15 protein-coding genes are annotated in these 21,971 nt (G+C 52.1%); 5 read left to right on the top strand and 10 right to left on the bottom strand.

From position 1 onward, the window contains the following. Positions 1–23: 23 nt before the first annotated feature. The 5 genes from ACW9KT_RS05855 (at position 24) to ACW9KT_RS05835 (ending at position 7,093) form a co-directional block, all read left to right on the top strand. Entirely contained in the window at positions 24–746 is a 723-nt protein-coding gene (locus tag ACW9KT_RS05855) for a DUF4129 domain-containing protein (protein ID WP_457078433.1), read from the top strand. Beyond that, positions 746–2,035 (top strand): DUF4350 domain-containing protein, encoded by a 1,290-nt coding sequence (locus tag ACW9KT_RS05850; RefSeq protein WP_457078432.1) that lies wholly within the window; start codon positions 746–748, stop codon positions 2,033–2,035. The genes ACW9KT_RS05855 and ACW9KT_RS05850 overlap by 1 nt, the downstream gene beginning before the upstream one ends. A 184-nt stretch (positions 2,036–2,219) precedes the next feature. After that, on the top strand, positions 2,220–3,281 hold the full coding sequence (locus ACW9KT_RS05845; protein WP_457078431.1) for an AAA family ATPase: 1,062 nt from the start codon (positions 2,220–2,222) through the stop codon (positions 3,279–3,281). 129 nt (positions 3,282–3,410) lie between these two features. Next, a complete protein-coding gene (locus ACW9KT_RS05840) occupies positions 3,411–4,760 on the top strand; it encodes a DUF58 domain-containing protein (RefSeq protein WP_457078430.1) in 1,350 nt (449 codons plus the stop codon). 233 nt (positions 4,761–4,993) lie between these two features. Then, positions 4,994–7,093 carry a beta-N-acetylhexosaminidase gene (locus ACW9KT_RS05835; RefSeq protein ID WP_457078429.1) on the top strand — a complete coding sequence of 700 codons (2,100 nt, stop codon included), beginning with the start codon at positions 4,994–4,996 and terminating at the stop codon, positions 7,091–7,093. Between the two features lie 15 nt (positions 7,094–7,108). Here ACW9KT_RS05835 and ACW9KT_RS05830 read toward each other — a convergent pair whose 3' ends face one another. From ACW9KT_RS05830 to ACW9KT_RS05785, 10 genes are all read right to left on the bottom strand, one after another. Then, positions 7,109–10,660, bottom strand: coding sequence for a hypothetical protein (locus ACW9KT_RS05830; RefSeq protein ID WP_457078428.1), 3,552 nt, complete (start codon positions 10,658–10,660; stop codon positions 7,109–7,111). 117 nt (positions 10,661–10,777) lie between these two features. Further along, on the bottom strand, positions 10,778–14,506 hold the full coding sequence (locus tag ACW9KT_RS05825) for an ATP-binding protein (protein ID WP_457078427.1): 3,729 nt from the start codon (positions 14,504–14,506) through the stop codon (positions 10,778–10,780). A 423-nt stretch (positions 14,507–14,929) separates the two neighbouring features. After that, the gene (locus ACW9KT_RS05820) at positions 14,930–15,487 is read right to left on the bottom strand and encodes a DUF420 domain-containing protein (RefSeq protein ID WP_457078426.1); all 558 of its coding nucleotides are present in this window, start codon (positions 15,485–15,487) and stop codon (positions 14,930–14,932) included. Next, positions 15,459–16,136 (bottom strand): SCO family protein, encoded by a 678-nt coding sequence (locus tag ACW9KT_RS05815; protein ID WP_457078425.1) that lies wholly within the window; start codon positions 16,134–16,136, stop codon positions 15,459–15,461. Before ACW9KT_RS05815 ends, ACW9KT_RS05820 begins: the two co-directional genes overlap by 29 nt. Before the next feature lie 3 nt (positions 16,137–16,139). Further along, positions 16,140–16,481: a cytochrome C oxidase subunit IV family protein gene (locus tag ACW9KT_RS05810; protein WP_457078424.1), complete on the bottom strand. Its 342-nt coding sequence runs from the start codon at positions 16,479–16,481 to the stop codon at positions 16,140–16,142. A gap of 74 nt (positions 16,482–16,555) precedes the next feature. Beyond that, a complete protein-coding gene (locus ACW9KT_RS05805) occupies positions 16,556–17,329 on the bottom strand; it encodes a cytochrome c oxidase subunit 3 (protein WP_457078423.1) in 774 nt (257 codons plus the stop codon). Between the two features lie 21 nt (positions 17,330–17,350). Next, complete coding sequence (locus tag ACW9KT_RS05800) at positions 17,351–17,938, bottom strand: cytochrome c oxidase subunit 3 (protein ID WP_457078422.1); 588 nt, start codon at positions 17,936–17,938, stop codon at positions 17,351–17,353. A 13-nt stretch (positions 17,939–17,951) separates the two neighbouring features. Continuing rightward, positions 17,952–18,803 (bottom strand): heme o synthase, encoded by an 852-nt coding sequence (gene cyoE, locus ACW9KT_RS05795; RefSeq protein ID WP_457078421.1) that lies wholly within the window; start codon positions 18,801–18,803, stop codon positions 17,952–17,954. Positions 18,804–18,855: 52 nt separating this feature from the next. After that, entirely contained in the window at positions 18,856–19,932 is a 1,077-nt protein-coding gene (locus ACW9KT_RS05790; protein ID WP_457078420.1) for a COX15/CtaA family protein, read from the bottom strand. A gap of 170 nt (positions 19,933–20,102) precedes the next feature. Beyond that, positions 20,103–21,953: a cytochrome c oxidase subunit I gene (locus ACW9KT_RS05785; protein WP_457078419.1), complete on the bottom strand. Its 1,851-nt coding sequence runs from the start codon at positions 21,951–21,953 to the stop codon at positions 20,103–20,105. Positions 21,954–21,971: the final 18 nt, after the last annotated feature.

Below are 21,971 nucleotides of genomic sequence, written 5' to 3'. Positions count from 1 at the left end.
TTGCTACTCTTACTTTCTACCGCTTGTCGCTTCGTGTTCTCTTGTTGCTGCTGAGCCTGCTGCTCCTGGAGCCACTGTCGGCGGCACCCAGCCAGGTTTTGCCCCCCGACACGACCTCCAGCGGCGTAGTTGTGCGGCGGCCGGCGGCCAGTCATTTGCGCGCCTTGCGCCGGCAACGCGAGCTGCAGTACGAAGAGGAAGCTCCAGTTAGGAGCACTAGTCAATCGTGGATACGGCGCTTGATGCGTTGGTTTGACAGTTGGTTCAAGACCCCCGCTTATCGCAACGGCTGGCGCTATATTATCTATGGTGGCTTCCTGGCGGCTTTTGTTGTAGTGGTGCTGCGCTTATTGCAAATAGAGCTGACGGGTGCCTTTGGGCGGGCGCCGCGCCAAGCGAGTCTCGCTTATACCAGCGAGCCTGACAATATTCACGCCCCAGATTTCGCGGCCCGTTTGGCGGCCGCCGAAGCTAATGGCAATTACCGCCTAGCCGTGCGGCTGGGTTTTCTAAGCGTCCTCAAACACCTCACCGACCGCGGCCTGATGAATTGGCGTCCCGAAAAAACGAACGCCGACTACTTGGCCGAAATGCCTCCCAGCCCACTCCACTCGGCATTTGCCACTGTGGCCAGCCAATTTGAGTACGCCTGGTACGGCGAGTGGACGCTCACACCGGCCCACTACACCGAGGTACGCGCTGCCCAACTAGCCTTAATCACGCAGATCAGCCAGCGCGCCGCCTGATGAAAAACCGCCGATTTCAACTGTATCTGGCAAGTTTGGTGGCGCTGTTTGGGGTCTACGTGGTCGTGGATTATTACCGCCCCAAGCCCATCGACCGCACGCCCACCTTTATTAACCGCGACAAGATCCCTTACGGCACCTACGCTCTCTACAACCTGCTACCGGAGTTGCTCAACGACTCAATACGAACGATACGTACACCAATCCTAAACCAAGTAGAAGCTTGGGAGGAGCGCTTTTATGATGCCGAGGCAGACTCAGCAGAGCTAAGTACCACCAGCCAATCGGCGCGCTCTTATCTTTTCATCCAACCAAATTTTCGACTCGACTCGCTAGACTGTAGCGCGCTGTTACGCTTTGTTGCCCGCGGCAACGACGTATTTATCGCTGCCGAAGAATTTGACCGCGATCTGCGCGACACGCTCCACTTCGACACCTTCGAGCCCCTGAACTTTCGCCCTAGATTTAGCCAAGCCAGCGGCACAACCACCGACTCTGTTGCCTTCCGGCCAGACTCCGTAACGCTGCGCTTCCGAACATCGGGCACGCTACCAAGCCGCCGCTTTCGCTACCCGGCTGCGCTGGCTTCCACGCGCTTTCTGGCTGATAGTCTGTCGCCGTTGGCTACGGTGCTGGCTACCGACATGCAGCGGCGGCCGGTGCTGGTCCGCCTGCCGCACGGCGGGGGGCATTTTTACTTGTGCTCGGTGCCCGTGGCTTTTTCCAACGTGTATGTGCTCCGGCCCCAGACCAGCGACTTTGCTTTTGCCAGCCTCTCGTATTTGCCCGCGTCGCGGCCGGCTTGGTGGGATGAATACCAGAAGCAAGGTCGGCTGGGGGGCAATTCGCTGGTGCAGGTGCTACTGCGGTATCCAGCACTACGCGCAGCCTTCTACTTGACTTGTATCGGGGCTCTGCTATTTATCTTCTTTGAAGCCAAGCGTCGGCAGCGCATCATTCCCATACTCAAGCCGTTACCGAACACTACCCTGCTTTTTACCCGCACCGTAGCAAGGCTTTATCGCCAAGGCAACGACCATACGCGGTTAGCTAACAAGAAAATAAACCTGTTTTTGGAGTACCTGCGCACCCGCTTTCACGAGCCCGAGCTTGATATGAACGATGAACAGCTGCGGGAGCGGCTAAGCCAAAAATCGGGAGTATCGCGCGAGGAACTGAACAAGCTTCTGCGCCTCATCAATTTTACCCGCACTGCCCCGCAAGTCACAGATCAACAACTTCTTCAGCTTAGCCACGCAATCAGTGCTTTTCGCCGAATGAGTAGATAGCTAGCAAAAGACCGTCATGCAGAGCACAGCAAAGCAACTCGCTCGCTTCGCTGTTTAGTTTGGCAACGGCTGCACGCCAGATGCTTCGCTACCACACTGCAAGACAGTTCATCACTTGTCATTTGCTTATCCTTCACAGAACCCAGATAGCTTTAGTATAAAGCCGTTTCTATCCTCTCTTACCATGGAATCAGGATCCTTCGCTCCCACGCCTACCTCAGATGCCGCACCGGCCGGCAATTTGCCCCCCGAGGTTATTGCACCAGTTGAGCCGACGTCCGTTTTTGCTCCCCGTCGCGACTTCAGCCACCTGAGTACCAGCGCCGAGGCGGTCAAGCGGGAGCTTAGCAAAGTCATTGTGGGGCAACACGCGGTAGTGGAGCTCCTGCTAACGGCTTTGCTGGCTGATGGCCACGTGTTGCTGGAAGGCATGCCAGGAGTAGCCAAAACCCTCACGGCCAAGCTTCTGGCCCGCACGCTCGACGTGCCCTTCAGCCGCCTCCAGTTCACCCCTGACCTCATGCCCTCGGATGTGCTGGGCACTTCGGTTTTTCGGCCCAATAAGGCTGAGTTTGAGTTTCGGCCCGGTCCTATTTTCGCCAGCATCGTGCTCATCGATGAAATAAACCGTGCCCCGGCCAAAACGCAGGCGGCCCTGTTTGAGGTGATGGAAGAACACCACATCACCCAAGATGGTGTGACCTACCCTATGCAGGAGCCGTTTTTGGTGCTAGCCACTCAAAACCCCATCGAGCAGGAAGGCACCTATCGCCTGCCCGAAGCTCAGCTCGACCGTTTTCTGTTTAAAGTGAGCGTTGGCTACCCTAGCCTAGAAGAGGAAATAGCCATTCTGCAGGGGCACCATGCTGGCTTCGGTGGTACGCCACTAGAGGCAGTGCAGCCCGTTCTCACCGCCGCCGACATTGCCGAGTTGCGTGCGCAGGTGCGTCAGCAGCACGTGGAGCCCAAGCTGCTCGACTATATTGCCCACCTCGTAGGCCAGACCCGCGCCCACAAAGCGCTTTATCTCGGCGCCTCGCCCCGCGCCTCCCTGGCTTTGCTCAACGGTGCAAAAGCCCTAGCTGCCCTACGCGGCCGCGACTTTATCACGCCCGAAGACGTGCAGTTTTTAGCTGCCCCCGTCCTGCGTCACCGCATCCAGCTCACCCCCGAACGCGAAATGGAAGGCGGCACGCCTGATGAAGTAGTTAAGCAGATTATGCAGCAAATTGAAGTGCCACGGTAGAATTAATCATTAACCGTCATGCAGAGCGGAGCGAAGCATCTCGCGTGCTGACACTGGATTACTAACCTCCCTAAACACGCGAGATGCTCCGCTCTGCATGACATTTCACTTACTATTAGTTCTTTATTCTTGAAAAACCTCTACCTCACCCGGCGCTTCTTCTTAGCTCTAACAGTTATTATAACTGGGTTTGTGGTGGCGTTTTTCCTTCCGGTGCTGCTGTTGCCGGTTCAGGCGACACTGTCTGTCCTCACAGCTTTAGTGCTGCTCGATGGCCTGTTGCTGTACGCGCCGGGAGCTATGGGCAGCGGCCATGTATTCGGGCGGCGGGTGCTGGGCGACAAGCTGGCCAATGGCAGCGACAACGAGGTAGCCATCTACCTCGAAAACCACTACCGCTTCACTGTACGAACCGAGACGATTGACGAGATACCTCACCAGTTTCAGCGGCGCGACGTGCTGTTTCGGGTGAAGCTGCGTTTGGGTGAAACCCAGGTGATTCGCTACCAGCTGCGACCAGTAAAGCGCGGAGAATATCATTTTGGGGCCGTAAACGTGTTTGTGGCTTCGGCGCTGGGATTGGTAAGGCGGCGATTTCGCTACGGGCAGGACCAGGTAGTGCCGGTGTACCCGTCGTTTTTGCAGATGCGCCAGTACGAACTTCTGGCTTTAAGCAACCGTCTCAGTGAGGTGGGCGTGAAGCGTATCCGGCGGGTAGGTCACAGCTTGGAGTTCGAGCAAATCCGGCCCTACGTGCCCGGCGACGACCCGCGCAGCATCAACTGGAAAGCCTCAGCCCGCCGCGCTACCGGCGGCCCCGATACATTAGTAGTCAACCACTTTCAGGATGAGCGCGCCCAGCAGGTGTACTGCCTGATTGATAAAGGCCGGGTGATGCGGATGCCTTTCGAAGGCCTGAGTCTGCTAGATTATGCCATTAACGCCACGCTAGTAGTGAGCAACATTGCCATGCTCAAGCACGACAAGGCTGGCCTCGTCACGTTTTCCGACCGCCTTGGAGCCATTGTGCCCGCCGACCGGCGTGGGGGGCATTTATTAAAGCTGCTAGAGGTGCTGTATAAGCAGCGCACCAAGTACCTTGAAACGGACTTTGAGTTGCTTTATACCAACGTCAAGACGCGCATTCGACAGCGTAGCCTGCTGCTACTGTTTACTAATTTCGAAACCCTGAGCGGCTTACAGCGCCAGTTGCCTTACCTACGGCGCTTGGCCAAAGATCATTTGCTGCTGGTCATTTTCTTCGAAAACACCGAGCTACGGCAGTTTCTGGATACACCAGCTGCCACGACCGAGGACGTCTACAATCAAACCATTGCTGAGAAGTTTGCTCAGGAAAAGCGCCAAATCGTGCGGGAGTTGCAGCGCTATGGTATTCACGCCCTACTCACGCCGCCTGATCAATTAACAGTAAATACCTTGAACCGCTACCTAGAATTCAAGGCGCGAGGGTTGATATAAGGCTCTTGTGATATCGTGCTTTTAGTCCTGAAGCCGTTGAGGAAAGCGTGCTTTTTCAGTTAGACAACTTCGGCCAATAAGCTATTTTGCAGAAGTTTATTCAAACGAATTTGTCCCCCAGGAACAGTCAATTGGTTCTTATGCTGCTTGCCTAGGCTCAATAATCTGGGACGGCACTCAACCCGACTACGAAATAACCTGGTAATTTTGAGGCAACTCGCCCCTGCCCCATTATGCTTCGTCCTCAGCGTTTTCTTCCCCCGCTCGTCTTATTCTTCCTGCTTATTTTCAGCCACAGCGGCTACGCCCAAGCAATTACGGAGACGCGTAATCTAATGCCTGTGCCTGCCCAGGCCAAGTGGGGTGCTAGCCGTTTTGCGTTGAAAAACACCTGGCGCGTTCAACTGAATGCTCCGACTACACCCGATTCAGTGGTGCGAACTGCGGCCGAGCGGTTAGGCACTTGGCTGGTACAACATACTGGTGATAAGCGTCTGACACCCGAGTTTACCACTTCCGGCGCCGCCGACCTTACCATTCGCTACGGGCGTACAGGCCGTATGGAGGCCGGCGACGCGGAGCGCTACAGCTTACGCGTAACTCCGGCCGGTATTGCCCTGGATGCCCCCACTAGCCTAGGCGCCCTGCGCGGCCTCGAAACCCTGCGTCAACTGTTGACCAAGGAAAAAAAGAACTTCTATTTCCCAGAAGTCGACATCACCGATCAGCCTCGCTTCGTGTGGCGCGGCTTGCTCATGGATGCGGCTCGACACTTTATGCCCGTAGCCGTCATCAAGCGCAACCTCGACGGTATGGCCGCCGTGAAGCTCAACGTGTTTCATTGGCATTTATCTGATGATCAGGGCTTTCGAGTGGAAAGCAAAACGCTGCCTCGGCTTCACGAAGTTGGTTCTGAGGGTCAATATTATACCCAAGCGCAGGTGCGAGAAGTGCTGCGCTATGCTGCCGCCCGTGGTATCCGCGTTATTCCAGAGTTTGATATGCCCGGCCACGCCACCAGTTGGCTGGCTGCCTACCCAGTGCTGGCCAGCAACGACTCGACCTACGGCGTTGCGCAACGCTGGGGCGTGTTGAACATTGCAATGGACCCAACAAGGGAAACTACCTACGAGCTACTCAATACCTTAATCGGGGAAATGACTGCTCTGTTTCCGGACCCTTATTTCCATATTGGCGGGGATGAAAACGATGGACGGCAGTGGCGGCGCAATCCGCGTATTGTGGCATTTATGAAGGAAAAAGGCTTCATGACCGCTAAAGGCCAGCCCGACAAACACGCGCTCCAGACATATTTCAACCGTCGCATTCTGCAAATGGTAACGGCGCGGGGTAAGAAGATGATTGGCTGGGACGAGATTCTTGGTCCCGGTTTGCCTACTGATGCTCTCATCCAAAGCTGGCGCGGTCGTAAAGGCCTCTACGAAGCCGCCAAAGCTGGCCACAACACTATACTTTCCAACGGCTACTATATCGACCTAAACTACAGCGCCGCTTCTCACTACCTGAACGACCCACTGCCCGCCGATGCGCCACTCACGGCCACCGAAAAGCAGCGCATTCTGGGTGGCGAGGCTACCATGTGGGCTGAGTTCGCCGATTCAGTTATTGTTGACAGCCGCATCTGGCCGCGCACGGCAGCTATTGCCGAGCGCTTCTGGTCACCTATTACGGTTACGGATGTGCCGGATATGTACCGGCGTCTGGGGGGCATTTCTACGCTCTTGGAAACGCTGGGCCTACGGCATCGCCGGGTGCCGGAGCAGCTTCTGACACAGCTGGCAGGCGGCCGCGACGTGGCACCGCTGCGTACATTTGCCAGTGTGCTAGAGCCAGTGAAGGAATATAAGCGGCACTTTCAAGGCATGACCTACACTACCCAAACGCCCCTAAACCGTTTGGTAGATGCCGCCCCCGCTGAGTCAGACGCTGCTCGCGAATTTGGTGTGGCAGTCGAAAACCTATTGCGGCTGCGCCAAAAAGTCCCCCAGGGAACACCTAGCCTAACCGCTGAGGCCAAAGTAGCCGCCGTTGCCGTGGCTACGCCGCTGCGCCAGTGGCAGCTCAACGATGCACTGGTGCGGCCCTTGCTCATGGCCCAGTCAAGCCTACAAGAATACGCCCCGCTTTCGGCCCAACTCAGCGCTATCGCGGCGCTGGCGCTAGAGCGCTTGCGACTATTCGAAAAGGGACAAGCGCCGTCTGCGGCTTGGCAAACGGCGGCCCTCAAACAGCTTGATATGGCGAAAGCACCGGCCGGGCAAGCGGAGTTAGCTGTTGTGGCTAGTATTCGGAAGCTGATTGAAAGTAAATAAGCAGCCAATTTATGCTTAAAACAGCACTGACACCTGCATTCGGCCGGTATGTACGGCGCTCAGACCGTTGGGCTTGCGGCCGTCGTAGGCCACTGTCACGTTTAGGCCATTGCTCAGACGCTGCTCCACATTCAGGTTCCAGGTCATATTGTTGCCCGGACGCAGTGCATTAAGGATTTCTAGCGCTACCAGCGATGATTGGTTGCCCTCAAAGCCGATACGTACGTAGCGCGTGGCGGCTGTGAGCGTACGCTTGCTCACTTGGCTCAAACGCGTTTCTACGCCCAACTCGTCGAACACACCGCGCGTGTTTTCGTCGGGGCCGGCGAAGGTGTTGCGCTTGGAGGAGCGCAAATAGGTACCAGTAAACCGCAGCGCCGGGCTGGGCTGGTAACTAACTTCGGGAGCTACCTCATAGAGCAGCACTCGAAAATTACGGGTTTGCAGATAGTTAGACGTGTTTTCACGAATGCTGCGCGTAGTACTAACCCGCCCCGTAAATGACTGAGCCAGCGTGCGGCGCAGCAGCACCGACTGGCTCGCTAGATTGCGAATATCGGTACCCTGGGTGAGCAACGCCTTTTGCTGGGTTTGCTGCACCGTAAACTCAGCCCCAAAAATGGGATTAGACCGATTGAAATACAGCGTATTGCGCAGCAGCTTATTTAGCGAAAGCAAGAACTGATCTTCGGTTTGGAAAGCAAATGGATTGAGGCGGGAGCTAAGGTCGCGCTCGGTGGTGCGCCGGTCCAACGACACCGTGCTGATACTGGTAAAGCGAGCCGCAAAGCCCTTGAGGCCCGGCTGATCGCGCCACTGCCGGGGCAGGCCGCTGGTGAGGCGGTAACTGAAGCGGTTGGTGAAGGCGATGATGTAATCGTCGGTGGGCAGGAACACCTTGATGTGCGTGCGGTACTGGGCATCAGGCGTTTGCGCTTCAAAGAACTCCTCTTTGTCTTGGCGGTTGTTAGCGTTGGCATCGCCAGCATAGAAGTGAGTGCCCTGCCCATTGGGAACCGGCAGAAAGGAATAATCGCGGCGTAGCTCACGGCCGGTGGCCACGTTATAGCTCAGCTCCGAGCGTAACAGGTTATTGAAAAACGAAGCATTCCAGTCGAGCTTGCCGAGCACTGTGTGCTGGCGGGCACTGTCGCGGGCGGCCAGATCGCGGTAGGTGAGCAGCAGCGAGATGTCCTGATTTTTACCCAGGCGACTCGCAAATAGGCCCTGCCAGGTTTGGGCACGGCCGCGGGTGCGCAACTCGTCGTCGAGGGGCGCTTGGTCGCGGCGGTAGGTGTAGTCGAGACGGAAGCGGGTGGTGGCACTGTCGCGGCTCTGCACAAACACGGAATGCTCATCAAAGTAATTGGCCGAAGTAAGTGCAGTGCCATCCGGCAACGACACCTGGTTTTTATCAAAGCGATACGCGTAGCCCGGAATAATTGCCCCCCGCGCGTAGCGGCCGGTCACTTCGCCCCGCGCCCAGTTAGACTGGCGCGACCCGGCTTCGGAGTTCAGCAAAAAAAGCCCCCCACGCAACTCCACATCCCCAATCTTTTGAGCGCCATCCAGCCAGTGTTGCAAGCCGCTTACTTCACCCGCCCGGTAACGGCGACTGAGACGGTAGGCAAATGCATTTTTATCATCCTTCACTAAGCCAGCCGAGAAATTCAGAATATTGTCCTCGCGGGCTGGCCGGAAGGCGGCATTGCCCTGCACGGTACTGGTGGTACTCCAGTTGCGGTCAAACTCAATGTCGCGGTAGCGGTCGATGGGGGCAAACTGCTGACTGCTGTACTCATAGTCCAGAGTACTACGCAACTTATACTGCTTCATAAAGGGCACATTCACGGGCCGATTCAGCACAGCGTAGCCCACCCGAAAAGTGCGTCCCTGGTCCGCCTGGGGCGAAAAACGGTTCAGATCCAACTGCGACGAAGCTAAATCTATGAACACCGTAGCCGTGGAGTCGAGGCGGTAGCTGGCTCCGGCCGTCACGAGTTGTTTTTGCAGAGGCGTGGGTAAGCGACGCTCGGCCCGGTAGTTCCCCCGTCCGCCTCCCACGTACTGAAATACGCGGCCATTGGCGTTGATATTGTCGGCGCTCGTGCTCAGAATGTAGTCGCCTTCGCTCTGCCCCACGCTAGTAAAGCGCACATTATACACGCCGCGCGTGGAGTCGGTGGTATATACGAAGGTGGGCACGCGGGTGCCGTCGGGCAAGGTGAGCACCTCCCGGCGGTATTGCACCTGGCGGCGGTCATAAGCGGCCGAGTCGGCACCGGGCGTAGTAGCGAGACTCACATTATCCCCAATGGTCCGCAGCAGCTCGCGGTCAGTCTCGTTCAACACCAGATTAGGCGAGTTGTCTGGGTTATCGGATTCGCGGTAATAGTTCAGGTGCACACTCAGCCGGCCCAATTCCTGGTAATGACTCAGGTCAAAAAGCGAGCGAGCATAGTTAAAATCCGAATACTCAAAATCGACCCGGATGCGGGAGTTGCGGGTGATCAGGTGCTGGGGCGAAAAGGTAACTTCCGCCTGATTATAATCGATGACATAATCAAAATCGAACCCCCGCGTCATTAGCCGACCATCGAGGTACACCCGCTCGGAATTGGCCAGCACAATGATAAACTGCTCGCCATTCGGGCCCCGCAAACGATAAGGGCCCTGCACGTTTTCTAGGGGCGGTAGCTCGATGGAGGCAAACTTGCCTTTGGCCACACCGGCGGCGGCTGTAGTTACGCTGCGCCGCCCTGCTCCCTGGCTTAGCTTGGCTTCCACGGCCGCACCCTGCACATTTTTGTAAAAGCGCAGAAAATAATCGGGACGGTTGCGGAGTACTACGTCGCCAGCCGTCAGGCTCCAACGTGGGTGAGTGAGCGTCACGTAAATGCGGTCAAACTCCTGGAGTTGCTGGGTATTCCCTTCCGGTTGGAATGGTACGTTCTGATCCGAAATAGCTGCTGTTAGGTTTATCTGATCGGTAAGCTTGCCTTCGAGCTGCAAATTCAAGGCAGAATTAACAAACACATTCTGCGTATTGCCAAAGGAGATGCCGCGCGCTAGGCTGCCCGTTTTGTTGATACCCGGCGTAGCCAAGATCTGCTCTTTTACCGCAAAGTCATTGTAGCTAAACGACCGGGGGGCAAAATTGAGGCTATCGATAAGCGTGCGCGGCCGGCGGTAGCTGGGCGCAGCCAGCCGGAGCGGCAAGACCCGATAGCACACCAATACCGAGTCGGGGCCAGTGGGCAGAAACACGATATCGGGCTGGTCGGGGTCAGGCGCGGGAAAGCGGCGCATGGGCCTGATGATGCGATACTGATCGGTACGCGCATCGTAGCTGACTGAGCGACCATCGGCTGTCACCGAGGAGGGCACCACAGTCAGGGTATCAGGGAGGGTGAAGATAATAGTGTCGCGGGTTGGCGCCAGCTTCACCCAGCGGCAGCGGCGCGTACTGGGCGGGCCGGCTTGCTGCGCCGCAACGCTCTGAGCCAGCAGCAACAATGTGAGCAGCAGGCTGAAACGCGGAAGAATTTGCGTAAAGCTGCTACTCATGCTACTTATTTTTCAGGCTGGGGGCTTTTTCGCACCACAACGAGCGGCGGCGCCAGATTCGTGCCGCTCTAGTGGAGGTGGTGCTCCGTGGGCGTGGGTGTTTTGGTCTCTCCGGCCCTACTTCGGCGCCAGCGGCAATTCAATACAAAACTTTGTACCCACGTTTTCCTCGGTTTCAAACCAAATTTGCCCCCCAGCGCTTTCAATTCCTCTCCTAGCAACTGCTAAGCCAATACCCGATCCAGACGTTTTGGTGGTAAAGTTGGGTACGAACACTTTATCCTGCACTTCCTCCGGAATACCGGCCCCGTTATCTGCTATGCAAATCTCAATGCGGTCAGCGCTGACCCGCTCCATCGTAACGTTGATGTCGGGTTTGCGGCCTTCCGGCACCGACTGTAGCGCGTTGATAAGCAGATTATTAAAGGTACGCACTAGCAAGTTTTCGTCGGCAAAAACGGCGTAGCCTCCGTATTTAACATCGGGGGGCACTTTCAACCGAATGCTGCCTCCTCCTACCCCGCCCTTGTGCAAGCTCACACACCGCCGCAAGATGGGCAACACATCGAGTCGCTCCGGCCGCATGGCAGGCAGGTTGGTAAAGGTAGAAAACGAGGTGGCAATATCGCTCAATACATCAATCTGAGTGATAAGCGTTTGGGAGATCTTGCCAATCAATTCCTCTGTGTTCGGCCGGCGCTCAGCAATTGCTTTCTGCAGGTACTGCAATGAAAGCTTCATGGGCGTAAGCGGATTCTTAATCTCGTGGGCTACCTGCCGCGCCATCTCGCGCCAAGCGGCTTCTTTTTCCTGAGTGGCTAGCTCCTGCTTGCTTTCTTCCAGCTTAAGCAACATCCCATTGTATTCGCGCACCAGCAGACCAATTTCATCCAATGAATCATATGCCAGCATTTCATTCTGGCCGGTGAGGGTTGTTTGCTTCAGCTTCTCCGTGATGATTTTAAGCGGGGCCGTCAGAATGCGCGACGCTATAAACGTCAGCACCAAGAAGATGATAAACATCACGGTGAAGATGTTCAGGATAGTACAAACCAGCTCTATAAGCTTATTGTCGAGCTCTTTTTCGGAATCAAAGAATGGAATACCCACGTAGCCGACTACCACATCCGGCCTCCCCGGTCTCACTGCTGCGCGTAGCGGCAAGTACAAGGTATTAAAGGACAGGGAGCCAGCAGTTTCGGTGAGCAGTACCTGCGGCTGGCCATTTTCATATAGCTCGGCCACGGCGCGCGGGTTCATCAACTTGCTCAGCAGCCCGGACTCAAAAATCAAAGGCTGACTACTGACTTGCAGATTCCCATCAGCCCCGTACAGGTTCAGGTCCGTTTCTGTCAGGTCGGAGACGTTTTCGGCCAAATCGATTAGTGCCGTGGTGCCCGATGAGTCGGCTAGCAGAGCGCGATTTTTCAAGATGTTCTCTTGCACCGTTTTGCCGCGCCGCTCGTAGGTGCGCCGCAAATCGCGCTGGTAAGAAGAAGTGACCTGGCTAGCCGTCGCAATACTGACGATAAGCAAGGGCACCAAAATTCCAAAGTTTAGAAACAGCTGAATCTTGGTGCTAAACGTTGTCCGGAACACCTGGAAATACTGGCCCTTAAACAGCATGTAGCCAGCAAGAACCAACAGCCCGAAGAAGGTGTGCAGTAGGAAGAGAAAAGAAAAATTAGCCAGCCAATCATCGAAGGAATATGTGGCCGTGGTCACTACTACTGTACGGCGCTGGGCACCACGCACCGCCAAATGATGGAAACCATCAACTGATAAACCCACGCTATATAAGCGCGTATCCTGGCGTTGAGCCGGTGTAAGATGGTTGACGTAATCAAAATCGCCTTCCTTGTAGACCAGCCGGCCATTCTCATAACCTGCATAGCTCAAATCTGACCCTAACCCTGGCTGAAAAAACTTCTGATCGACTAAGAGCTCGGGTACTACGCTATAAGCCGTTAGCTTTTTCAATGAAAGCTCTAGCAGCACGGTACTATTGCCCCCCGCCGAGGTAGTAACCGGTACAAAAGCTACATAACGCCGCGAGCTGAATGAGTTGCTGTTGTGGATTAGGTAGAGATCAGGGTGATCCGTTGACAAGGCCGTTCGCAATAGTCGTCTCCGCAGTTGAGGCAGGGTTAGCGTATCCTCATTGCCATCGAGGGAGCGACCGGCCGGATCAAAAAGCGTAACTGCGATTTCGTATTTGTCGAAATAGTCACGCAGGTAATACTTGATGATTTTCTGGCGCACCACATCTTGGTTAGCAAAAGGCCGGGCCAGCATTGTTTGAATCAAGGGGTCGGCCGCCATCTGACGCGACCGCTCAGCCAGTAAGTATTCGCCCTGCAAATCATTGTCCACAAGCAAGTTGCTAGCGATGCGCTGCTTGTTCAATACCAGTTGCCGATCGAAATGCTCGTATAGCGCCAAAGCACCTACTGCTGAGCTAACCCCCAGCATTAAGAAAACAAACAAATAGATTTGATAGGGTACCACGGATGATACCTGCCGTAAGCCTGTAAGTCGGACGAGGAAGAAAAAGAAAAGCGTGAGCCCGAGTAAGGTGCCGTTTGTGAGGCTAAGCGAGAGCCCAAGGGGTAAAATCACTAAAGTTGCCAGTCCGAGCAGCACAATACCAACCCCACGCGTGGCCGGGCGTACCGCAGCCATAAACAGCTGAGACAGCATATAGAAGCCCACTAAGTAGCTGCCAGTATGTAGTATTATGGCCAAACATAATAAGGCCTTAAACACCGACACCTGGATGCTTTGGGTCACGTCAAGAACCAGCTGGGAGTTGTTGAAGCTATTCGAATAGAAATTGAATAGAAGCTGTAACAGTCCATAAAAGCTGAATACTACCGCGGTTCCCACTATGACCATGGACGGTATGCTACGAAGGCGCCGCACCCGACGCACTATTCCAAACCGCCGGAACAAGAGCAGGGCGTAATATGCTAATGCAACAAACAGGCAGGCGTTAATCAGCAAATCACCCAGTGATGGTGACAACCAAGAAGCGGCGTATAAACGAGGGTCGAAAAGGGGCAACTCTACTAAAGAGAATGGCAACCCAAGAAACAATAGCATTGCTCTGAGCGCCACCAGCGGAATGACAACTGCCCCTACTCCTGCCCACACGCGCCCCGTCGAAAAGAGATGCAATGCTAACTGCAGCCATCCGGCCAAATAAAAGCCCACACCCAGCAGCAATAAAGCAACGGGCAGATACTTACCCGTAATTGGGTCTGGAGCGGAGCTTTCTATAGAAAAAAGATAATCACCTTCTTCCGAGAATAAACGCGGCAACCGGGGATTGGTATTATTCACTACCAAGCGCACATTTGCCCCCCGAAACAAAGCCTGTTCCGAACCTTCGCGCAAATAGCGGTTACTTATGCCATAGCGCTTTTCAAGTGGTATATACGTCAGAAGAGTGTAAGGCCCTACGAGCCGCCGTAAGGCCAGATACTGACCGAAGCGCATGTCCACGAGCTTTTCGCGGAAATTCTGTCCCACATTGGCTACCTCTGGCCGCGTAGCATGGTCAGACCAATAGAGTAGCTTCTCGCCCTTGAATACAAAGCACGGATAAGAAGTTAAGCCAACTAAGTTGCTGAAGTTCAACTCTTGGGCTTGTAGATACTCCGCTACTTCATCGGCTTCACGCTCGGCTTTGCGCTGGGCCTCGATAACCAGGCTTTGCAGACGCGCCGTTTCGGCACGCAGTAATACCTCTGGTACCTGACCATAACGATTGCTGAAGTAGGCCCCCACGAAGCATAAGGTGGCGACCAAAAGCAAAACCAGTGGGGTGGAGCGAAATAATTTCAAAGACAATACGGGCGCCGAAGCACCACTACGGTTTGAAGTAGGGGTTTAACAAAAATGCCGCCATTCGGCGGCATTTCCTATTAAACTGGAAAGCAAGGACTTCAACGAATAGTGAGGGAATTGTAATAGTCAAACCTACTTACTCTTTGCCTGACTGTGTCTATACCAGATGAATCCAACAATCCCCATCAGTACATATGGAACTGTCATAAGCATAAGAATGCCTTTATTCAGACCAGAAGCGTCGTACTCCTCCTTATCCCCGCGCGCCGACTCTACTTGGGTTTTACACATAGAGCACTGCGCTTGCGCCGATATGGGAGCAACGCTCAGTAACAGACCCAAGAGGAAGGTAAATAAACCAGTAACAGCTGCCTTTTTCATACTATTTCAACACTTTTAAGAAAGCAAAGTTTCTCTAGCCTAGGTATAATACGGCGAAATCATAAAGTAAACGATAACACCGGTAACGGACACGTAAAGCCAGACAGGAAAGGTCCAACGCGCTATTTTACGGTGTTTCGTGAACTGCTCAGTTAATGCAAAGTATAGGGTGAACAATACCAAGCCTACCGTCACTATTGCCAGCGCAATGTGGCTGAGCAAAAGGAAGAAGTATACATAACGGATTGTACCTACACCGCCAAACGGTGTGGACGCTTGTTGCGAATGGTAAATGACATAAGAAACCAAAAAAATGGCCCCCAACGCAAAAGCGCTGACCATCATAGCCCGATGGCGAGCCACTTGCTTCTGCCGAATGAAGTAGTAGCCCAATACTAGGCAAACGGCGGTCAGTGAATTGAGTACAGCATTGAGCGCTGGCAAGAATTTTACCTCAGCACCTGGAATTCGGAATGCCTCTGGGAAGTAGTACAGGATAGCGACCAACAGTGGCACTACCGCCGCTAATATTCCTAGAATGATCTTGTACTTAGTGAAACTGCCCGGCTCAAGTACGGGGTTGGTTGTTGTGGTCATAGGTGTAAAGCAACACGGTTATTTCAGTAATCAGGCGGTCGATCTCTCGCGCCTTTGTACCATCGTAGATTCCCCGTACCCGCTGCTCACGATCCACTAAAAATAGCTGCTGACTATGCTGTATGGCTGGTGCCTCGCCTACGGGAGCGGGGAGACGGTACTCTTCCGTTATTAACCGGTTGAGCTGCATTTTGTCACCGGTAAGGAAAAACCATTTGCCCGCAATAGCTCCATATAGTTCGGCGTAGCACTCTAATACTGAAACTGAATCTTGCGTAGGATTTACAGTATATGATACAAGTCGTACACGAGGATCACTACGAAATTTCTCCTGCACGCGCTTCAACTGGTTGTTCATTTGAGCACAACCTTCCGAGCAAGTTGTGTGAAAAAAGCTAGCCACGTACATGCCATCTTTTAGGTCAGCATGGCTAATAGCGCGACCGGCTTGTGATGGGAAACTGTAATTGCGTAACTGATGAAAAACAGTATCGCGCTGCCACTTTCCTCCTATCAGCGTTGAGTCAACGCGGTCAGGCAAGTAAGTAGGCAGCGCGTAGCTGTTTTTACCGAAAGACTTAAGGAATAGGAATGCCAGTACTGGCATCAATAGAATGAGGCCCAGAAACAGTGTTTGTTTGGGCCTCATTTGCTAATTAAGAGCGTTCAGTACTGCTTCGCCTAAGTAAGATCCTTCGCTAACTAAGGCTACTAGAAGCCAAATAAGTAACCCCATAGGTATCAGGATGCACCATATTAGGCCTTTAGTTTCGTGCTTTAGGTGCATAAACTCAGCCACAATGAAAAAGGCCTTAAAAATAGTGAGCACGATAAAAATCGTATTACGCAAAGTGCCCGCATCCATAAGGAACACGAATACGAATTCAAGTGCCGTAATGCCTACAAGTACCCAAAATGTCTTCCAAATCCAACCTGTATTAGGTTTTGGAATTTCACCTAACTGTGGTGGCTGGTTGTTGCTATGTTGAGCCATAACTTTTGAATTTAAATCTTAACTCAACGATCAAATGCAGATCGTTTTTATGAGAGCTTTTTGCTCCTTAATTATTAAACGAGGTAGAAGAAGGTAAATACAAACACCCATACCAAATCTACAAAGTGCCAGTACAGACCAATCTTCTCTACCATCTCATAATGGCCTCTCTTCTCGAAGGTCCCATTGGTTGTAGCAATGAAAGACCAGATAAGTAAGCAAATGCCACTGAACACGTGCGTACCGTGGAAGCCAGTAATGAAAAAGAATAGGTCAGCAAATAGTACTGGTCCATACTGGTTGCGCTGCAGGTTAGCACCATAGAAGCGCGTGCCATCCTCCATTAGGGTGCCTTCGTCGGTACCTGCAATAAAGTGGGACCATTCCCAAGCTTGGCAGCTCACGAAGATGGTGCCGAATAGAATTGTCCATAGTAACCACTTCTGCACATCGTTTTTGTCCATTCGATGCCCTGCCTCAACTGCTAGCACCATTGTTACGGAGCTAAAAATGAGAATCATAGTCATCAAAGCCACGAAACCTAGTGGCAAATCAACTCCATGTAAACCTGGGAAAGCATTGAATACTTTATCCGGGATAGGCCAATAGGCAGTCGAAAACTCAAATGCCTCGCTAGTGCCGGTATAAGCCAAATGCCGATGGCGCATCAGACCATAAGTGGTCAGAAAGGCAGCAAAGGTAAAAGCATCCGATAGCAGGAAGAACCACATCATCAGCTTGCCGTAGCTAGCCTTAAAGGGCTCATTACCGCCATCCCAAGTACCAGTGCGGGGCTGATCGGTGCCGGTTGGCGAAGATAGAGTCTGCGTCGTGGAAGTGGTAGACATAAAAAGCGGGTAAGGACGAAATCAGTGGTTCAAAAGTAGGAACAAATACAAGTACAACCAAAGCGCGCCCAAGAAGTGCCAGTAGATAGTACCGTTCGTGATGGCGAGCATTTGACGTGAATGCACTTGATAGCGCAGGCTCTTAGCTAATACTATTACGAGGAAAACCAATCCCGTGATTAAGTGAAAGCCATGAACCCCAGTTAGTACATACGTAAATGAACCCGAAGGATTGGAATCTGCTCCCCCAAAGAACACTCTATTTTGCACCAACTCTGCCCATACTTGCCACTGTCCAATTAGGAATAAAATTCCGAGGGTTAGAGTGACAAGCATCCCAATTTTAACCTGCCGCAGATTGTCCTTGCGTGCTGAAAACCATGCCCACTGCATAGTTGCAGAGCTAATGGCAATAATTATGGTATTGAAAAGTAGGCCAGCAGGCAAGTCGAACTCTAGCCAGTTGCCCTCTTCGCGGCGCACAATGTAGCCGCTGGTAAAACCCGCAAACATCATCAGGATGCTGATGATAAGCAGAATAAGCAATAATCTTAAAGGGTGCAGACCAGTACCAGTCTGTTTGTCGGTAAGCGTTTCAGAAGGGTGCATACAGCAAAAGCAGTTATAGTTTGTCAAACACCAGCGCAATCTGAACGATTGGCAGGTATAAAAAAGACCCGAACATGATGTTCATAGCGGCTTTTTTCGAGCAGGTGCGCATGAGGTAGAAAGTCTGCATCAGGAATAACACCCCACACACCACCGCTATCATAGCCGATACTTTGCCAGCCATACCAAACTGCAAAGGCAGTAAGCTCAGCGGGATCAATAGCAATGTGTAGGTCATTATCTGGAAAGCAGTGCGCAAATCCTTGCCACCTGGGGTAGGTAGCATCTTAAAACCAGCCCGCTTATAGTCCTCATCTAAAACCCATGCAATGGCCCAAAAGTGCGGAAACTGCCACATAAACTGGATACCAAAAAGCACCCAGGCTTCTACTCCCAAAACGCCCGTTGCAGCTACCCAACCAATCAGCGGAGGCATTCCACCGGGTATAGCTCCGACAAAAACACAGATGGGTGAAATTGTTTTAAGCGGTGTATAAATGAAGCCATACAGCACCAACGAGGTGAACGAAAGTGCGGCTGTTAGAGGATTAAAGTAGTAAGCTAATAGGCCTAACCCTGCCCCACCCAAAATAATCGCGAACACCCAAGCCTCTGAGATACTCAGAATCCCCATTGGTAAAGGGCGCTTCGCCGTGCGCTTCATCAACTTGTCGAGGTCACGCTCATGAATCTGGTTGATGGTGTTGGCCGAACCGGTAACAGCCAGCCCACCAAGCATTACTAGTAAAGCCCGACCCCAGTCTAGCTCTTGTACTCCCAGCAAAAACCCAATGGCGCTAGAGAAAGCGACTGTAATTGAGAGCCGGAATTTAAGTAACTGAAAATAAGCTTTTAGCTTGGTCATCAAAGAAGGTTACAAAACACCCGATTGAGCCTTGTCAAACGGGGCCGCAAAGTTACGCAACAACACGCGGATAAGTGGGCTGCGCTACTGATTTTGCCATTCGCTGGTAAGCAACCACGACTAAAAATTGCCCCCCAAACAGTAATGTTGCTATCGTCAGGTGTACTGGTTGTATAGCAGCTGGTATTGCTAGATAGGCAAGTACAATTCCCGCTAGGATTTCCAAACCAAGAAATCCAAGTACAATGGAGGTCAATCGGTGGAGCCTCCTTGAAGGCAACTGGTACAGTTTGTAAGCCACGTAGAGGTTAACTACCAGCAATACAATGGAGAACGTTCGGTGCACTTTGAAAACATTACCCAGTTGGTCTACCCAATTGCCCCGCTCCCCATAGTTTAATGAAGAAGCCACGATATCCACTTCTTCGCGTACCTGGGTACCTAAGACAATCTGGCTAAAGGTGAGCAGCACCGTTGCCCAGAGCCATATGACTATGATTGGCGAAAAAACGACCTTTTCCTCACTTATAGTTGATTGCTGAGAACGATCAACAGCATAAAGTAGCATACCAACTATCACTAGTGCTAACCCCATATGGATGGTTACCATCACAGGTAGTAAGTTAGTTGATACTACCAACGAGCCTAGCCATCCCTGTACTCCGACCAATATGAAACTCCCAAAAGCAAGCCAAAAAACTGCTCGATCTCGGTGCCAATAGGAAAAGGAGAAAACAACTGTTAGAAAGACAAAGACACCGATTAAAGCTCCCAGAAGCCTGTTTAGGTACTCAATCCAAGTCTTTGTAACATTGAAATCTGTTTCTATATACTGCGTGGGATGAGCGAAGATATCGCCTGCCACTTGCTTAAAGCCCAAGCGCTCAAGTGTGGCGGCTAATCTTTGATTTTTGGCAACTCGCTGTGCAGTATATATTTCTTTGTAGTCAGCAGGCAATTGACTGATATGGGTAGGTGGTATCCACGTTCCAAAACACTTGGGCCAGTCAGGACATCCCATACCTGAACCTGTACTTCTTACAATGCCCCCCACCAAAATCAGTAGATAAACGGAAGCGACCGTTAGAATACCAACAAAGCGAAAACGGCGCACAAAAGCAGGAATCATGATACTATTGAAATGGTGAGGTGCTTCGTTTATATAACAAACAAAACTCAGCTTTTGCCCAAATAAATAAGGGAAATTCGGGTCGGCTGAGCGACAGCGAATTTCCCTTTATACAAAAAAGAGCCGCCGTAAATACAGCGGCTCGTTTTCGTTTTTAAGCTGGGGGGCAATTATTCCGCCATCTCACGCTCGTTAGGCAAGTTTGATGACTGAGTTTGCGAATAAGGCACATTTTGAGGAATGAAGTCCTGCTCGGCACCGGGCTTACTGTAATCATATGGCCAGCGGTGTACTGCTGGTATAGCGCCAGGCCAGTTGCCATGACCAGGGACAACTGGGGTAGTCCATTCCAGTGTATTCGAATTCCAAGGATTCTCGGTAGCCCGACGACCACGCCAGATACTGTAGAAGAAGTTGAAAATGAATATGAATTGGCCGAAGAAAGCAAAAATTGCGGCGGCTGAAATAAACTTATTCAGGTCAGCAAACTGGCTAAAGCTATCGAAACCGGTCCAAGCGTAATAGCGACGTGGAAAGCCTGCAATGCCAATGTAGTGCATTGGCATGAACACTAGGTAAACACCAATGAATGTCAACCAGAAGTGTACATAACCTAACTTCTCATCCATCATGCGGCCAAACATCTTTGGGAACCAGTGATAGACACCAGCAAATAGACCGAAGAAAGCTGAGCTACCCATTACTAAGTGAAAGTGAGCAACTACAAAGTATGTATTGTGCATCTGAATGTCCAGAGCAGCATTACCCAAGATAATACCTGTTAGACCACCAGAGATGAACAGCGATACAAAACCGATAGAAAAGAGCATAGCTGTAGTGAAGCGAATATTACCTCGCCACAGTGTAGCTAGCCAGTTAAATACTTTTACCCCGGAAGGAACAGCAATAATAAGCGTAAGGAACATGAAGACAGACCCCAGGAATGGGTTCATACCCGTCACGAACATATGGTGCGCCCATACCACGAAGGAAAGCAAAGAGATACCCAACAGTGAACCAATCATCGCACGGTAACCAAAAATTGGCTTACGTGAATTAGTGGCAAGAATTTCAGATACCATACCCATCGCTGGCATGATAACTATGTAAACCTCTGGGTGACCTAGGAACCAGAACAAGTGCTGGAACAAGATTGGGCTACCACCCGTGTTGTTCAAAGCTTGTCCGGCAATGTAGATATCTGACAAGAAGAAACTCGTGCCAAAGCTGCGATCAAAAATGAGCAGCAGAGCAGCAGAAAATAGCACAGGAAATGCCAAAAGACCGAGTATAGCGGTCAAGAAAAACGACCAAATTGTCAGTGGTAGCTTGCCCATTGACATACCACGCGTTCTGAGGTTAATAACCGTCGTGATATAGTTAACACCACCCAACAGTTGGGAAACAATGAACAAAGCCATGCTTACCAACCATAGCGTCATACCAGCACCAGAGCCAGGAATTGCCTGAGGCAATGCGCTCAACGGAGGATAAATTGTCCACCCAGCGGAGGCGGGACCAGTCTCAATGAAAATTGAGGTGAACATGATTATACTGGAGATAAAGAAGAACCAGTATGATAACATGTTCATAAAGCCTGATGCCATATCACGGGCACCGACTTGTAGGGGAATCAGAAAGTTAGAGAAAGTACCACTAAGTCCAGCTGTTAGCACGAAGAATACCATGATGGTTCCGTGCATAGTTACTAGAGCCAAGTAGAATTCTGGATTCAGTTTACCGGCTTCTACCCATTTGCCCAACACTGGAGTCAACCATGCCATGGTTGATTCTGGCCAGCCTAACTGAATTCGGAACAAACTGGATAATGCGCCACCCATGATGGCCCAAAAAATACCAGTTATCAAAAATTGCTTAGCTATGACCTTGTGATCCTGACTGAAAATATATTTTGTCAAGAAACTTTGATCGTGATGCTCATCATGATGCTCATCGTGCTCTATATGAGGCACTGTGGGCGTTCCATGCACTGGAGCGTTCGTAGGAATATTAGCAGCCATACAGGGGAGCGTGCGTTA

The sequence above is a fragment of the Hymenobacter sp. HD11105 genome (assembly GCF_054051685.1).
Note: the sequence above shows the minus strand (reverse complement) of the source record. Positions and strands in the feature narration are given on the sequence as shown.

What these genes read in the sequence shown, in the direction of transcription:
- ACW9KT_RS05785 (WP_457078419.1), bottom strand. Translation starts at nt 21,953, where the DNA reads ATGGCTGCTAATATTCCTACGAACGCTCCAGTGCATGGAACGCCCACA.
- ACW9KT_RS05845 (WP_457078431.1), top strand. Translation starts at nt 2,220, where the DNA reads ATGGAATCAGGATCCTTCGCTCCCACGCCTACCTCAGATGCCGCACCG.
- ACW9KT_RS05820 (WP_457078426.1), bottom strand. Translation starts at nt 15,487, where the DNA reads ATGACCACAACAACCAACCCCGTACTTGAGCCGGGCAGTTTCACTAAG.
- ACW9KT_RS05810 (WP_457078424.1), bottom strand. Translation starts at nt 16,481, where the DNA reads ATGGCTCAACATAGCAACAACCAGCCACCACAGTTAGGTGAAATTCCA.
- cyoE (WP_457078421.1), bottom strand. Translation starts at nt 18,803, where the DNA reads ATGACCAAGCTAAAAGCTTATTTTCAGTTACTTAAATTCCGGCTCTCA.
- ACW9KT_RS05790 (WP_457078420.1), bottom strand. Translation starts at nt 19,932, where the DNA reads ATGATTCCTGCTTTTGTGCGCCGTTTTCGCTTTGTTGGTATTCTAACG.
- ACW9KT_RS05815 (WP_457078425.1), bottom strand. Translation starts at nt 16,136, where the DNA reads ATGAGGCCCAAACAAACACTGTTTCTGGGCCTCATTCTATTGATGCCA.
- ACW9KT_RS05800 (WP_457078422.1), bottom strand. Translation starts at nt 17,938, where the DNA reads ATGCACCCTTCTGAAACGCTTACCGACAAACAGACTGGTACTGGTCTG.
- ACW9KT_RS05805 (WP_457078423.1), bottom strand. Translation starts at nt 17,329, where the DNA reads ATGTCTACCACTTCCACGACGCAGACTCTATCTTCGCCAACCGGCACC.
- ACW9KT_RS05850 (WP_457078432.1), top strand. Translation starts at nt 746, where the DNA reads ATGAAAAACCGCCGATTTCAACTGTATCTGGCAAGTTTGGTGGCGCTG.
- ACW9KT_RS05835 (WP_457078429.1), top strand. Translation starts at nt 4,994, where the DNA reads ATGCTTCGTCCTCAGCGTTTTCTTCCCCCGCTCGTCTTATTCTTCCTG.
- ACW9KT_RS05830 (WP_457078428.1), bottom strand. Translation starts at nt 10,660, where the DNA reads ATGAGTAGCAGCTTTACGCAAATTCTTCCGCGTTTCAGCCTGCTGCTC.